The 15,115-nt window shown below is 59.2% G+C and carries 10 protein-coding genes; 8 read left to right on the forward strand and 2 right to left on the reverse strand.

Features of this window, described 5'->3' with window-relative positions; all coding sequences use genetic code 11:
- Positions 1-175 precede the first annotated feature (175 nt).
- Positions 176-1,570 carry a PhoH family protein gene (locus AC1DVF_RS22055; protein WP_007914309.1) on the reverse strand — a complete coding sequence of 465 codons (1,395 nt, stop codon included), beginning with the start codon at positions 1,568-1,570 and terminating at the stop codon, positions 176-178.
- Positions 1,571-1,907: 337 nt separating this feature from the next.
- Complete coding sequence (locus tag AC1DVF_RS22060) at positions 1,908-3,032, reverse strand: polysaccharide deacetylase family protein (RefSeq protein WP_099758058.1); 1,125 nt, start codon at positions 3,030-3,032, stop codon at positions 1,908-1,910.
- A gap of 328 nt (positions 3,033-3,360) precedes the next feature.
- Between AC1DVF_RS22060 and yaaA the strand changes: the two genes are divergently transcribed.
- The 8 genes from yaaA (at position 3,361) to AC1DVF_RS22100 (ending at position 15,108) form a co-directional block, all read left to right on the forward strand.
- A complete protein-coding gene (gene yaaA / locus AC1DVF_RS22065) occupies positions 3,361-4,140 on the forward strand; it encodes a peroxide stress protein YaaA (RefSeq protein WP_093436290.1) in 780 nt (259 codons plus the stop codon).
- A gap of 809 nt (positions 4,141-4,949) precedes the next feature.
- Positions 4,950-6,266, forward strand: coding sequence for a nucleotide sugar dehydrogenase (locus AC1DVF_RS22070; RefSeq protein WP_007914305.1), 1,317 nt, complete (start codon positions 4,950-4,952; stop codon positions 6,264-6,266).
- Positions 6,267-6,353: 87 nt separating this feature from the next.
- Positions 6,354-7,835 carry a mannuronan synthase gene (alg8, locus tag AC1DVF_RS22075; protein ID WP_161986611.1) on the forward strand — a complete coding sequence of 494 codons (1,482 nt, stop codon included), beginning with the start codon at positions 6,354-6,356 and terminating at the stop codon, positions 7,833-7,835.
- A 35-nt stretch (positions 7,836-7,870) separates the two neighbouring features.
- Positions 7,871-9,040, forward strand: a complete 1,170-nt coding sequence (locus AC1DVF_RS22080) for an alginate biosynthesis protein Alg44 (protein ID WP_108226222.1) — start codon at positions 7,871-7,873, stop codon at positions 9,038-9,040.
- 9 nt (positions 9,041-9,049) lie between these two features.
- On the forward strand, positions 9,050-10,561 hold the full coding sequence (algK, locus tag AC1DVF_RS22085; protein WP_477783135.1) for an alginate biosynthesis TPR repeat lipoprotein AlgK: 1,512 nt from the start codon (positions 9,050-9,052) through the stop codon (positions 10,559-10,561).
- Positions 10,558-12,039 carry an alginate export family protein gene (locus AC1DVF_RS22090; RefSeq protein ID WP_099758055.1) on the forward strand — a complete coding sequence of 494 codons (1,482 nt, stop codon included), beginning with the start codon at positions 10,558-10,560 and terminating at the stop codon, positions 12,037-12,039. Before algK ends, AC1DVF_RS22090 begins: the two co-directional genes overlap by 4 nt.
- A gap of 26 nt (positions 12,040-12,065) precedes the next feature.
- A complete protein-coding gene (gene algG / locus AC1DVF_RS22095; RefSeq protein WP_460130880.1) occupies positions 12,066-13,637 on the forward strand; it encodes a mannuronan 5-epimerase AlgG in 1,572 nt (523 codons plus the stop codon).
- Between the two features lie 10 nt (positions 13,638-13,647).
- On the forward strand, positions 13,648-15,108 hold the full coding sequence (locus AC1DVF_RS22100) for an alginate O-acetyltransferase (RefSeq protein ID WP_038357618.1): 1,461 nt from the start codon (positions 13,648-13,650) through the stop codon (positions 15,106-15,108).
- Positions 15,109-15,115 lie beyond the last annotated feature (7 nt).

The following is a 15,115-nucleotide window of genomic DNA, read 5'->3' on the forward strand; positions in this document are numbered from 1 at the left end:
TGAAATCACCGTTGCATCCTGTGGGAGCGAGCTTGCTCGCGAAGGCGGTGCATCAGGCTACATCTATGGTGACTGGCATACCGCATTCGCGAGCAAGCTCGCTCCCACATTTGGATTTGTGTCCAGGCATAAAAAAACCGGGCGGCTGGTGGGCCGCCCGGTTTTGGGTGAAGGGTTACAAATGCGATTCGGCGTATTCGGCCAGAATCGAACGAGGCACCCCTTGCAGGGTGATGTGCACACCGTTGGGGAAATCCTTGAAGCGTTCGGTCAGGTAGGTCAGCCCGGAACTGGTCGCGGACAGGTAAGGGGTGTCGATCTGTGCGAGGTTGCCCAGGCACACCACTTTGGAACCGGCGCCGGCCCGGGTGATGATGGTTTTCATCTGATGCGGCGTGAGGTTCTGGCATTCGTCGATCAGGATCAGGCTCTGCTGGAAGCTGCGACCGCGAATGTAGTTGAGCGATTTGAACTGCAACGGCACTTTGCTGAGGATGTAGTCGACGCTGCCATGGGTGTTTTCGTCATCCATGTGCAAGGCTTCGAGGTTGTCGGTGATGGCGCCCAGCCACGGCTCCATTTTTTCCGCTTCAGTCCCGGGCAGGAAGCCGATTTCCTGGTCCAGGCCCTGCACGCTGCGGGTCGCAATGATGCGGCGATAACGCTTGCTGACCATGGTCTGCTCGATCGCCGCGGCCAGAGCCAGAATGGTTTTACCGGAACCGGCGGCACCCGACAGGTTGACCAGATGAATGTCCGGATCGAGCAGCGCGTACAGCGCCAGACTCTGATAGATGTCGCGTGGCTTCAGCCCCCAGGCCTCTTGATGCAGCAGCGGTTCCTGATGCAGGTCGAGGATCAGCAGCTTGGCCTCGTCGATCTCCTTGATCCAGCCGACAAAGCCCTGTTCGTCGATGATGAACTCGTTGATGTGCACCGCCGGCAGGTTGTCGATCAGTTGCACTTGGTGCCAGGTGCGGCCGTGATCCTGGCGGGTGTCGACCTTGCTCACGCGGTCCCAGAAAGAGCCGGTCATGTTGTGATAGCCGTTGGGCAGCAGGGACACGTCATCGACCAGTTGGTCGGTGCTGTAATCCTCGGCATCGATGCCACAGGCGCGCGCCTTGAGGCGCATGTTGATGTCTTTGGTGACCAGCACCACAGGCTTTTTCGGATCGCGGGTGTGCAAATCGATCAGTTGGTTGATGATTTTATTGTCGTTCAGATGCTCGGGCAGAATCAGATTCGATTCGGCCTGTTTGCTCATCAGAATTGACAGCAAGCCCTTCGGCCCGCCTTTACCGCGCTGGATCGGCACACCCAGCTCGACGTCTTCAGGGGAAGCGTCGCCCAAGGTCTTGTCGATCAGCCGGATGGCCTGACGGCATTCGGCGGCAACGCTGTGATGCCCGCTCTTGAGCTTGTCCAGCTCTTCAAGCACGGTCATCGGGATCGCGACGTGGTGTTCTTCGAAATTCAGCAGGGCATTTGGATCGTGAATCAATACGTTGGTATCGAGTACATAAAGGATTGGCTGGTTGGAGGAAGGGCTACGTCCGTGATCATCCATACTCGGTCACCTTTGTCAGAGCCATTGGACGCAATACCTGAGCGGTGCTGCGCCTCGAAGTGACTGCCGAAATCTCACCTGCGGAGATTCAAGTGACTGCAAACAAACGGGTCTTGGAAGACGCCACCTGTGTTGCAGGTTTCGGCGGTCTGTCTTCGTAATACTCCAAAACCGATGACATAAAAAAGTACTTTGACGGTTTTTTTAAGTTTATTTTTCAGAGTGACGAAAAGCCCTTGGCGGACTGCCCAGACCCCGCTAAAGTCGGAAGTCCGCCTGCATCGAACTCTTCAAAAAAATCGCCCCAAGCCCAATGTTTCCGGGCTTTTTTCGTTTCTCAGCGAAAAGCGTCCTGACAGTCTTCCCAACCGATACCGCTCTGCGCGGTCTGCGTGATCAACCACGGTAACGAGGTCTTCACCGCGTCCTGTTTCATGTTGAAATTGATCACCCCGTGTCGCCACAGCAGCATCAGAGTCAGCACCCTCTGCGCGCTCGCTGCGCCCTTGAGTTTGCCGGCGCCGTCCTGGGCATCGATGTCCCACAGCGCCACTTGCAGGCCTTGTGTGTTGAAGAAACCTTGCGCATCGCTGCGGCGCTGCCCTTCCGGCGGACGAAACAGCGGCACGTAGTTTTCCGGCAACTTGTTCTTCACCAGATCTGCGCTGCGCCGCACCGAATCCTGCCAGTCCTGCCAGTGGCTGTGGGAGCGGAACTCCCAACCTTGAACGCCGACGCACTGTTTCGAGAACTCTGCTTGCAGGCTGCTCACCGAGCGATCAGCCAGTCGCGCCTGAATATCCTTGCCCAGCACGAAGAACGTGCCGCTCAGGTTCGATTTGCGTAGGTATTCGGTGAGCCAGCCGGTGTTGTCCGGTTGCAGATTGGCGGCACTGTCGAAGGTCAGCAGGAACAGCCGGTCGTGCATCGCGTCGCCGTTGCGCTCGTAGTCACCGAAACGATCGAATTCGTTGCTGCTCTGCGGCGACAACGCGGCCTTGCGCAACAACTCGTCGAGGTACTGCACATGGAAGATCCGGCTCGGCTCGGCCCACTTGGTGTAATAACTGTCGTCACTGACGACGAACTTGGCGGCTTGCTCGCGCAGCGTTGGCAAGTCTTCTACAAGGAAGCAGAACGAGGCGTCCTGATCGCAGCTTTGCTGGGCGAAGTTGTAGTTGGCCAGCAGGCGCGGCCAGAGGCGTTGGCGCAGAATGTTGACCGCATCGATATTGACCGTGCGCAAGCCTAGACGCTGCGCCAGAGCGGCCTCGTCCATCGACTCGGTGCCCAGCAGGACACGGGCGAACATCAGGATTTCCGCCCGTGACGCCACGTCAAACAGGGTCGGGTTGCTAAGCTGCTCCGGCCAGGTACTGCGATCCAGCGTCGCCACATCGCCCGGCGCCGCGACGGCACCGAAGCTCAACAGCCACGCGGTGAATAAAAGAACAATGCGCAAAAGGGATGTCTCCATAACAAAACCCGCGCGGCACTATAGCTGATGTGCAAGGCTGAAGGACGCCGCCCTCACCCCAGCCCTCTCCCGGAGGGAGAAGGAGCTGACCTTCATTGATTTCAAAATTTGAGTTCAACTCGATAGATCATGTCGGCGTAAATCGACAGTACAACTCGGTCAGCCCCCTCTCCCTCCGGGAGAGGGCTGGGGTGAGGGAAAAATCCACCAGCCGTCGCAAATGCCGGAGCTTACTCATACCTATAACCCCCATAGCTGGAGTCAAATCGGACAACCCCCTAGAATCGCCCCCACGATTAAAGGAGACGACTTCATGCTGATGGTGATTTCCCCCGCCAAGACCCTCGATTACGAAACACCGCCGGCGACCCAGCGCTTCACTCAGCCGCAATACCTCGACCATTCCCAGGAACTGATCCAGCAACTGCGCGACCTGACGCCTGCGCAGATCAGCGAACTGATGCACGTGTCCGACAAAATCGGTGGGCTCAACGCCGCGCGCTTCGGCAGCTGGACGCCTGCCTTCACCCCGGAAAACGCCAAACAGGCACTGCTCGCGTTCAAGGGCGACGTCTACACCGGTCTCGACGCCCAGTCCTTCAGCGAAACCGATTTCGATTACGCGCAAAAACACCTGCGCATGCTCTCCGGTCTCTACGGGCTGCTGCGCCCGCTCGACCTGATGCAACCCTATCGTCTGGAAATGGGCACCAAACTGGCCAACGCCCGTGGCAAAGACCTGTACGCCTTCTGGGGTACGCGCATCAGCGAATGGCTCAACGAAGCGCTGACCGATCAGGGCGACGACGTGCTGCTCAACCTCGCCTCCAATGAATACTTTTCGGCGGTGAAACGCACAGCCCTGAACGCGCGGATCATCAACACCGAGTTCAAGGACCAGAAGAACGGTCAGTACAAGATCATCAGCTTCTACGCGAAAAAAGCCCGGGGCCTGATGAGCCGTTTCGTGATCCAGGAAAAGATCAACGATCCGGCCCAGCTCAAACAGTTCGATGTGCAGGGTTATCGCTACAGCGTCGAACAGTCGAAACCCGACAATCTGGTGTTTTTGCGCGACCACGCCCCAGAATAAAGCATGCCCAATGCACGACTCTTTGTATAAAGAGTCGTGCAGCTCGCACGATGTCAAAAAACCCTCGCACCATTTCGCCATTTTAATGGCGCCAGAAAAACCTCCCTGTCTTTTCTAAGATTAGTTTCACTCGACACTGATCATTTTTTTCAGTAGTGGCACCTAACTTTTTTCAGCGTAGTGGCACAAAACTATCTAACGTGATTTTTCGCCTGTTATTAAAGGTCGAAAACGAAAGTGCTATCAAATTGAGACTAGTGCCATCTCTGACAATATTTCAAGAAATTTCAGATTTCGCGATGAGCGGACAGGAACTTCGTCCGAATGCATAGCTCATACCACCGGTAACGATTCTCGCCGAGTTTGTACGAGATAACTTACGCAGAGCAGATAGCCATGTAACCAAGTTGTCACAGCAACTTGCCTAGATGACTAACTAGTCTCAAAACAGACGATGGACAGGAGATACGCACCATTTATATCCCCTACAAAGGCCATGGCCGCGCCCTAATAAACGTGCTCGCCTGAGCACCCAACCGCTTGATTTACGGGACCTTCATCCTGACATCGAGCGCGCAAGACGATTGCACAAGAGTCTTCTCCAAAGAGGATCGGCTGCATAACAGGGCAAGTCATAACAACAAGGCCTGGTTGCGCACATCTTGAGTGCACTTATTTAGACACTCGAAACTTAGTATGCCTGCACACGGCATTGTGGCGCCTGTGTGCCGCACTTTCGAGTGCACTAATGAACGCTGAACACCATTAACTCCGGCCTCTAAGGCCTGATATATACAGAGGTAATTGCGATGCGCATCAGCATATTTGGTTTGGGTTACGTTGGCGCAGTATGTGCCGGTTGCCTGTCTGCACGGGGCCATGACGTAGTTGGCGTCGATGTTGCCAAAGACAAGATCGACATGATCAACGCCGGCAAGTCGCCGATTGTTGAACCCGGCCTGGGCGAACTTCTGCAACAGGGTATCCAGACCGGTCGTCTGCGTGGCACGACCAACTTCGCCGAGGCGATTCGCGACACCGACCTGTCGATGATCTGCGTGGGTACGCCGAGCAAAAAGAACGGCGACCTGGAACTGAACTACATCGAAGCGGTATGCCGCGAGATCGGTTTTGTCCTGCGTGAAAAAACCACCCGCCACACCATCGTCGTGCGCAGCACCGTGCTGCCGGGCACCGTGGCCAACGTGGTGATCCCGATTCTCGAAGACTGCTCGGGCAAGAAGGCTGGCGTCGACTTCGGCGTTGCGGTCAACCCGGAATTCCTGCGTGAATCCACCGCCATCGCCGACTACGACCTGCCACCGATGACCGTCATCGGCGAGTTCGACAAGGCTTCGGGCGACGTTCTGCAATCGCTGTACGAAGAACTCGACGCACCGATCATCCGCAAGGACATCGCCGTTGCCGAGATGATCAAGTACACCTGCAACGTCTGGCACGCGACCAAAGTGACCTTCGCCAACGAGATCGGCAACATCGCCAAAGCAGTCGGCGTCGATGGCCGTGAAGTGATGGAAGTGGTCTGCCAGGACAAGACCCTCAACCTGTCCCAGTACTACATGCGCCCGGGCTTCGCCTTCGGCGGTTCGTGCCTGCCGAAAGACGTGCGCGCCCTGACCTATCGCGCCGGTTCGCTGGACGTCGAGGCGCCGCTGCTCAACTCGCTGATGCGCAGCAACGAATCGCAAGTGCAGAACGCCTTCGACATCGTGGAAAGCCACGACAAACGCAAAGTCGCCCTGCTCGGCCTGAGCTTCAAGGCCGGTACCGACGACCTGCGCGAAAGCCCGCTGGTGGAACTGGCCGAGATGCTGATCGGCAAGGGTTACGACCTGAGCATCTACGACAGCAACGTCGAGTACGCCCGTGTTCACGGCGCGAACAAGGACTACATCGAGTCGAAGATCCCGCACGTGTCGTCCCTGCTCAACGCGGACTTCGATTCGGTGATCGATAACTCCGACGTGATCATCCTCGGCAACCGCGACGAGAAGTTCCGCCCGTTGGCCCAGCAAGCGCCGCACGGCAAACAGGTCATCGACCTGGTCGGCTTCATGGCCAAAGCCACCGACGCCGGTACGCGCACCGAGGGTATCTGCTGGTAATGCAGACCTAAGCGACAAGCTTCGAGCTGCAGTACTTGCAGCCCGAAGCTTGCAGCTTGAAGCCTCCCTTACCTTCGGATGACGCTGATGAGCAAGCTCAAACATTTTTTTCTGCAATCAGCCGGCTGGCTTTTTTATCTCAGTCTGCTGATGGGCCTGGCCTTGATGCTGCCCACGTCCACATTCGACTCCGAGTCGAAGGACTTCATTTTCCTGATTGGCGCCGTGGGTATCTGGCGCTACTCGATGGGTGCAACGCACTTTGTGCGCGGCATGATTTTTCTCTACATCGTTTACCCGCACCTGCGTCGCAAAGTACGCAAGCTGGGTAAGGCGGCGGACCCGTCGCATGTGTTCCTGATGGTTACCAGTTTCCGGATCGACGCGCTGACCACGGCGCAGGTCTACAGCTCGGTGATCCGCGAAGCCATCGACTGCGAACTGCCGACCACCGTGGTCTGCTCGATCGTGGAAATGTCCGATGAGCTGCTGGTCAAGGCGCTGTGGGCGCGAATGAATCCGCCAGACCGCGTGAAGCTCGACTTCGTGCGCATTCCCGGTACCGGCAAACGTGATGGCCTGGCCTATGGTTTCCGCGCGATTTCCCGCCACTTGCCGGACGACCGCGCCGTGGTAGCCGTGATCGATGGCGACACCGTGCTCGGCGAAGGCACCGTGCGCAAGACCGTGCCGTGGTTCCAGCTGTTCGGCAACGTCGGCGGCCTGACCACCAACGAGTTCTGCGAAGTGCGCGGCGGCTACATCATGAGCGAATGGCACAAGCTGCGTTTCGCCCAGCGCCACATCAACATGTGCTCGATGGCCCTGTCCAAACGCGTACTGACCATGACCGGTCGTATGTCAGTGTTTCGCGCCACCGTGGTGACCAACCCGGAATTCATCGCCGACGTTGAAAGCGACTCGCTGCAACACTGGCGTCTGGGCCGTTTCAAGTTTTTGACCGGCGACGACAAGTCCAGCTGGTTCAGCCTGATGCGCCTCGGTTACGACACTTTCTACGTGCCTGACGCAGCGATCAACACTGTTGAACACCCGCCGGAAAAGAGCTTCATCAAGGCCAGCCGCAAACTGATGTTCCGCTGGTACGGCAACAACCTGCGGCAGAACTCGCGAGCGCTGGGCCTGGGTGTGAAACGCCTTGGCGCGTTCACCTCGGTGGTGCTGTTCGACCAACGCGTGTCGATGTGGACCTCCTTGCTTGGCCTGACCGTGGCGATGATCGCCAGCTTCAAGTACGGCACCGCGTTCATCCTGGTTTACCTGCTGTGGATCGGCATCACCCGCCTGATTCTGACCTTACTGCTGTCGTGTTCCGGTCACCGCATCGGCCCGGCTTACCCAGCGATTCTCTATTACAACCAGATCGTCGGTGCGCTGGTGAAGATCTACGTGTTCTTCCGCCTCGACCAGCAATCCTGGACTCGCCAACCCACTTCCCTGACCCGTGATCTCGCCAGCTTTCAACGTTGGTTCAACACCTGGTCGTCTCGGACCATGACCTTCTCCGCCGGCAGCATTTTCGTCGCCGTGCTGCTGATGATGGTCTGACCTGCCCCTATTGAATTAACAAGGAAATCGCCCCCATGAATACCGCCGTCAACGCCAACGTAGTGCATGAATCCGAAGCCCAGCGCCAACACGCCCGCGTGAAAATCCCGGCCAAACTGCGCTTCTTCGGTCCCGACCGGACGCCGGTCGAAGCGCGGGTCCTGGACCTGTCCGCCGGTGGTCTGGCGTTCAACGCCGGGCAACTGCCGCTGACCATTGGCCAGGTGTACAAGGCGCGTCTGCAATTCGTCATCGACAACCTCGGCATCGCCATGGACGTTGAATTGCAGGTGCGCTCCTTCGACCGCCAGACCGGCCGCGCCGGCTGCCAGTTCCAGAATCTGGAACCGCAGGATATTTCTACCCTGCGCCACTTGATCACCTCGCACCTGGCCGGCGACATCGTCAGCATCGGCGAAGTGCTGGCGACCCTGCAGCGCGACAACTTCACCAAGGCACGCAAGGTCAAGGACGGCGGCTCCGGCATGACCCCGTTCGGGCGCCTGAAAGCAGTGACCTTCAGCGCCGGTATCTTCGCGGTCGGCCTGGTCGCGGCGGGCTTCATTTTCAAATCGGTATACGGCATGTACTTCGTCAGCCACGCGCAGGCCGGTCTGGTCAGCGTACCGGGGATGAACATCACCATGCCGCGCGACGGCACCGTGCAGAGCCTGGTCAAGTCCGACGGCGTTGCAGCGAAAGGCGCGCCACTGGCGACCTTCAGCACCAGCATGCTCGATGTGCTCAAGGGTCATCTGGAAGAAGATCAACTGTCCCCGGCCAAGGTTGAAGAACTGTTCGGCAAGCAAATGACCGGCACCCTGACCTCGCCATGCGATTGCACCGTGGCCCAGCAACTGGTGGCTGACGGGCAATACGCGAGCAAAGGCGATGTGATCTTCCAACTGGTGCCGCGCAATACCCAGGCCACCGTTGATGCGCGCTTCTCCTATCGCCAGTTCGGCGACGTGCGTCCGGGCACCCCGGTGAGCTTCCAGATCGCCGGCGAAGACAAGACCCGCACCGGCAAGATCGTCAGCAGCACCAGCCTGAAAAGCGCCGACCTGTCCTCCGACATCCGCGTGCAGATCCAGCCTGACGAGCCGCTCGACAGCAGCTTGGCCGGCCGCCCGGTGGAAGTGAACAGCGACCGTGGCCCGAACCTGAACTGGCTGATCGACAAAGCCATGGCTGCCGGTCTTTAAGTCGAGGATATGCCTGTGACTACTCCACCCATCTCAAGCACACCACAAACCCTGTGGGAGCGAGCTTGCTCGCGAATGCATTCTGACATTCAGCCTCAGTGCCGACTGACACACCGCTTTCGCGAGCAAGCTCGCTCCCACATGGGTTCAGTGTGCGCATTGGCATTGGCGGTGAGTCTCGCCGGTTGCGCCGGCCTGCCCGATCAGCGTCTGGCCAACGAAGCGCTCAAACGTGGCGACACCGCCACCGCCGCGCAGAATTATCAGCAACTGGCCGATCTCGGTTACAGCGAAGCGCAAGTCGGCCTCGCCGATATCCAGGTCGACAGCCGCGACCCTGAGCAAATGAAACAGGCCGAAGCGACTTACCGCGCCGCTGCCAGTGTTTCGCCGCGCGCTCAGGCCCGTCTCGGCCGTTTGCTGGTGGCCAAGCCGGGCTCCACCGAAGCCGAGCACCACGAAGCCGAAAGCCTGCTGAAAAAAGCCGCCGCCAATGGCGAAGGCAACACGTTGATCCCGCTGGCGATGCTGTACCTGCAATACCCGCACAGCTTCCCCAACATCAACGCCCAGCAGCAGATCGATCAGTGGCGCAAATCCGGCTACCCGGAAGCGGGTCTGGCGCAGGTGCTGCTGTATCGCACCCAAGGCACCTACGACCAGCACCTGGATGACGTGGAAAAGATCTGCAAAGCCGCGCTCAACACCACCGACATCTGCTACGTCGAACTGGCCACGGTCTATCAGAAACGTGCCCAGCCAGAGCAACAGGCCGAGCTGATCAAGCAGATGCAGGCCGGTTACAGCCGTGGCACGGTCACCGCGCAGCGTGTCGATTCCGTCGCCCGTGTATTGGCCGATTCGACCCTCGGCAAGACTGACGAGAAAACCGCGCAGTCGCTGCTGGAGCCGATCGCTCCGGGTTACCCGGCGTCGTGGGTGACCCTCGCACAACTGCTCTACGACTACCCGGAACTGGGCGACGTCGACCAGATGATGAAGTACCTCGACAACGGCCGCGCCGCCGACCAGCCACGCGCCGAGCTGTTGCTGGGCAAGCTCTACTACGAAGGCAAACTGGTCCCGGCCGACGCCAAAGTCGCCGAAGAACATTTCCAGAAAGCCGTCGGGCGCGAAGTCGCCGCCGACTACTACCTCGGCCAGATCTATCGCCGTGGCTACCTCGGCAAGGTCTATCCGCAGAAAGCCCTCGACCACCTGCTGACCGCTGCGCGCAACGGCCAGAACAGCGCCGACTTCGCCATCGCCCAGCTGTTTTCCCAAGGCAAAGGCACCAAGCCCGACCCGCTCAACGCCTACGTGTTCAGCCAATTGGCCAAAGCACAAAACACTCCGCAAGCCGATGAGCTGGCGACCACCCTCGCCGCGCAACTGCCGCCCGAGCGTCTGGCCGAAGCCCAACGTCTGCTGCAACAAGAGCAAGCCAGCCGTGGCGCTCTGAACCCGAACACGCTGCAACTGCACGCCCTGCAAGAAGAAGACGGCGAGGAAAAATTATGAAGTTGAATCCATTCGTGAAGGCCGGCATTGGCCTTTCGTTCGCGCTGATCTGGTCTTGCCCGACACTGGCAGCGATGACTGAAACCAAGAACTTCGGCCTCGAAGTGAAAGTCACCGGCCAGTCCGAAGACGACCGTGACCTCGGCACCGCCAAGGGCGGTGACGTCAACGGCGTCGGCCTCGACCTGCGTCCGTGGATCTACGGCGAAAGCGGCGCGTGGAGCGCCTACGCCATGGGCCAGGCCGTGACCTCGACCGACATCATCGAAACCGACACCCTGCAACAATCCGACGGTGAACAAGCCACCGACAACAGTGATCGCAAAACCAAGAAAAACTACCTGGCGATGCGCGAGTTCTGGGTCGGTTACAGCGGCCTCACCCCGTACCCGGGCGAGATGCTCAAGTTCGGTCGCCAGCGCCTGCGCAATGACGACGGCCAATGGCGCGACACCAACATCGAAGCGCTGAACTGGACCTTCGACACCACCCTGTTGCGCGCCAACGCCGGTGTCGCCGAACGCTTCAGCGAATACCGCACCGACCTCAAAGAGCTGGCGCCGAAAGACAAGGATCGCCTGCACGCCTACGCCGATGCCGCCTATCAGTGGACGCCGGGCAACTGGGTCGGCATTCGCGGTCACCACACTCATGATGACGGCAAACTCGATTACGCCGAGCCGGGCGTAGCGCGCGATTCGCTGGATAAAACCGAGAACGGCGACATCAGCTGGCTCGGCCTGACCGCCGACAGCGACGCCTACAACTGGCGCAACACCAACACCGTCAACTACTGGGGCAGCATCACCGGCATGAGCGGCGACCGCGATACGGTCAACGCCTTGAACGCCGATGGCTCGCGTCCGGCACAAGCCAAGCGCAGTGATGACGTCAACGGCTGGGCCACCGACATCGGCGTACGCCTGCGCCTCGATCCGCAATGGCAAGTCGGCGGTGCCTACGCCCGCGCCAGCGCCGATTACGAACAGAACGGTCTGGAGAGCAACCGCTCCAACTACACCGGTACTCGTTCGCGTGTGCACCGTTTCGGTGAAGCCTTCCGTGGCGAAATGAACAACATGCAGACCGCCACCCTGTTCGGTTCGTGGATGGTCAACGACGAGTACGACGCCAGCCTGATCTACCACAAGTTCTGGCGCGTCGACGGCAACAAACCGGTGGGCAGCAACGGCATCAACGCCGTGGAAAACAACACCGACGACGCCACCGGCGCGATCCTTTCCAGCACCTCGCTGCCGCTTGAAGACGGCAACAAGGATCTGGGTCAGGAGATGGACCTGGTCGTCACCAAGTACTTCAAGCAAGGCCTGTTGCCGGCGGCGTTGAGCCAGTCGATCGACGAGCCATCGGCCCTGGTGCGTTTCCGTGGCGGTGTGTTCAAACCGGGCGATGCCTACGGCAAGCAGGTTGATTCGTACATGCACCGCGCGTTCATCGACGTGATCTGGCGCTTCTGATGCAAACCGCCAAGGGAGTGCCCGACATGCACCATGCAAGGAAAGGCTCGCTCAGCCTGTTGGCCGGCGCGATGTTGCTGGCCTCGGCTGGCGCCTTCGCCACTGTCGAACCGGCCAAGCCGGTGACGACTGCCAAGGAATTGCAGCAAGCAAAAACCTACACCGTCAGCAGCGCGCCGACGGAGGCGCTGAACCTGGCCGCGCCGAAACTACCGGACATTTCCGGCTACACCGCCGAAGCCGCTGCGGCGAAAATCGTCCGCAGCAAAGCAGGCAAAGTCAGCGTGCGCCGGATGATGCAGGAAGACGCGCTGAAGGACTTTATCGGCGGCGACAACAAGATGGCCGAATGGGTGGTGCGTCAGCACGGCATCCCCCAGGCGATCTTCGTCGATGACGGCTACATGAACCTCAAGGACCTGGCGCAGAAACTGCCCAAGCAGTACTTCAGCGAGACCTCGCCGGGCGTGTACCTGTCGAAGCTGCCGATCGTCGTCGGCCGTAAAGGCATCCTCGAAATCGACGGTCAGACCCAGGAACTGCGCCTGTCGCAAGAGGCCGGTTCGTTCCTGGTCAACGACGGCCAACTGTTTGTGCGTGACACCAAAGTCACCGGCTGGCGCGAAAAGGACAACGGCCCGGCGACCTTCCGTTCGCCGAAGGAATTCCGTCCGTTCCTGCTCGCCTGGGGTGGCACCGAGACCTACATCGTCAACAGCAAGATGGCCAGTTTCGGTTACGCCAACAGTAAGTCCTACGGCGTGAGTATTTCCCAGTACACGCCGAACATGGCCAAGGTGCTCAAGCGTCCTGAACCGACCGGCTGGATCGTCGGTTCCGAGTTCTCCGACATGTGGTACGGCTTCTACTGCTACGAGACCCGCGACTTCGTGGTCAAGGGCAACACCTACAAAGACAACATCGTCTACGGCATCGACCCGCACGACCGTTCCCACGGTCTGATCATTGCCGAGAACACCGTGTACGGTACGAAGAAGAAGCACGGGATCATTATTTCCCGTGAGGTCAACGACAGCTTCATCTTCAACAACAAGAGCTTCGACAACCACCTCTCGGGCCTGGTGATCGACCGTAACAGCGTCAACAACATCATTGCCTACAACGAGATCTACAAGAACCACACCGACGGCATCACCCTCTACGAGTCTGCCGACAACCTGCTGTGGGGCAACAAGGTCATCAGCAACAAGCGCCACGGCATCCGCATTCGTAACAGCGTAAACATCCGCCTCTACGAAAACGTCGCCATGGCCAACGGTTTGACCGGTGTCTACGGCCACATCAAAGACCTCACCGACACCGACCGTGACATCAAGCTCGACCCGTTCGATGCACAGGTGTCGCTGATCGTCGTTGGCGGTGAACTGGCAGCCAATGGCAGCGGCCCGCTGTCGATCGATTCGCCTTTGAGTGTCGAGCTGTATCGCGTGTCGATGCTGGCGCCGACCAAATCCAGCGGCATCAGCTTCAACGGCATCCTCGGCGAGCGCCAGGATGAAATTCTCGACCTGCTGGTGCGCCAGCAGAAAGCCGTGCTGATCGACCCTGTCGAACGCCAGACCGAAATGCAGGACTGAGGATAATTTTATGCACCCACACTTGATCAAATTACTCAGCCTGTCGGCCCTGACCGTGGGCATTCTCGCGGCCAGCAACGGTGCGCGCGCCGATGAAGGCGCCGCTGCCACACCGCCGAAGTTCAGCGCCGAACCGTGCTGCAACCTGTGCCCGGCCGCCCATGACGCGAAGAACTACACCACGCGTTATCAGCAAAACTTCACCACCCTGGTGCAGGCGCAAGGCGACTGGCTGTTCCGGACTCAGGAAGATTTGCGCACCGAGTTCAACACCACCCCGGCCGGCTACAAACGCCTGCAACAGCTGCACGATGCGTTCAAAGCCAAAGGCGTAGAGCTGGTGATCGTTTACCAGCCGACCCGTGGCCTGGTGAACCGCAACAAGCTCAACCCGCAGGAAAAAGCCGCGTTCGATTACGAGAAAGCGCTGGGCAATTACAAAACCATGCTCGGCCGTTTCGCCAAGATGGGTTACGTGGTGCCGGATCTGTCGCCGCTGACCAACGAATCGCTGCCGGACACCCTGCCCGCCCACGATTTCTACTTCCGCGGCGACCAGCACTGGACCCCTTACGGCGCACAGCGCACGGCGAAAATCGTTGCCGAGAAGGTCAAGCAGATCCCGGCCTTCGCCGACATTCCCAAGCGTGAATTCGAAACCAAGCGCTCCGGGCGCATGGGCAAGACCGGTACCTTGCACAACATGGCCGGGCAACTGTGCGGCACCAGTTACGCGATCCAGTACATGGACCAGTTCACCACCGAGCCGAAAGGTGAGGCTGGCGATGGCGACCTGTTCGGTGATTCCGGCAACCCGCAAATCACCCTTGTGGGCACCTCGCACAGCGGCAAGAACTACAACTTCGCCGGCTTCCTCGAAGAAGCCATCGGCGCTGACATTCTCAACGTCGCCTTCCCCGGCGGTGGTCTGGAAGGTTCGATGTTGCAGTACCTCGGCAGCGACGAATTCCAGAAGACCCCGCCGAAAATTCTCATCTGGGAATTCTCGCCGCTGTACCGCCTCGACCAGGAAACCATCTATCGCCAGATGATGTCTCTTCTCGACAACGGCTGCGAAGGCAAAGACGCGCAAATGTCCGCGAGCACCACGCTCAAGCCGGGCAGCAAACAAGAACTGCTGGTCAACAGCAAGAACCTGAACCTGCAGAACAGCAGCCATCAGGTCGACATCCGCTTCGCCGACCCTTCGGTGAAAACCCTGCAAGCCACCCTCTGGTACATGAACGGTCGCCACGAGGACATCAAGATCGAGAAACCGGAAACCTCCGACACCGACGGTCGTTTCGCCTTTGAGCTGCGCACGGACGAAGACTGGGCCTCGCAAAACCTGCTGGCGGTCGAAGTCCAGGGCCCGGAAGCGGGCACCGCGCCACAGAAAGTCGAAGCGAAAATCTGCAAACGCAACGTATTCCCGGGCGCTGGGCAACAAACCGCTCAGGTCGGGCAATGAGGTCTGC

Source organism: Pseudomonas sp. P4_D7 (assembly GCF_056401755.1).

What these genes read in the sequence shown, in the direction of transcription:
- AC1DVF_RS22055 (WP_007914309.1), bottom strand. Translation starts at nt 1,570, where the DNA reads ATGGATGATCACGGACGTAGCCCTTCCTCCAACCAGCCAATCCTTTAT.
- yaaA (WP_093436290.1), top strand. Translation starts at nt 3,361, where the DNA reads ATGCTGATGGTGATTTCCCCCGCCAAGACCCTCGATTACGAAACACCG.
- AC1DVF_RS22070 (WP_007914305.1), top strand. Translation starts at nt 4,950, where the DNA reads ATGCGCATCAGCATATTTGGTTTGGGTTACGTTGGCGCAGTATGTGCC.
- alg8 (WP_161986611.1), top strand. Translation starts at nt 6,354, where the DNA reads ATGAGCAAGCTCAAACATTTTTTTCTGCAATCAGCCGGCTGGCTTTTT.
- AC1DVF_RS22080 (WP_108226222.1), top strand. Translation starts at nt 7,871, where the DNA reads ATGAATACCGCCGTCAACGCCAACGTAGTGCATGAATCCGAAGCCCAG.
- algK (WP_477783135.1), top strand. Translation starts at nt 9,050, where the DNA reads ATGCCTGTGACTACTCCACCCATCTCAAGCACACCACAAACCCTGTGG.
- AC1DVF_RS22090 (WP_099758055.1), top strand. Translation starts at nt 10,558, where the DNA reads ATGAAGTTGAATCCATTCGTGAAGGCCGGCATTGGCCTTTCGTTCGCG.
- algG (WP_460130880.1), top strand. Translation starts at nt 12,066, where the DNA reads ATGCACCATGCAAGGAAAGGCTCGCTCAGCCTGTTGGCCGGCGCGATG.
- AC1DVF_RS22100 (WP_038357618.1), top strand. Translation starts at nt 13,648, where the DNA reads ATGCACCCACACTTGATCAAATTACTCAGCCTGTCGGCCCTGACCGTG.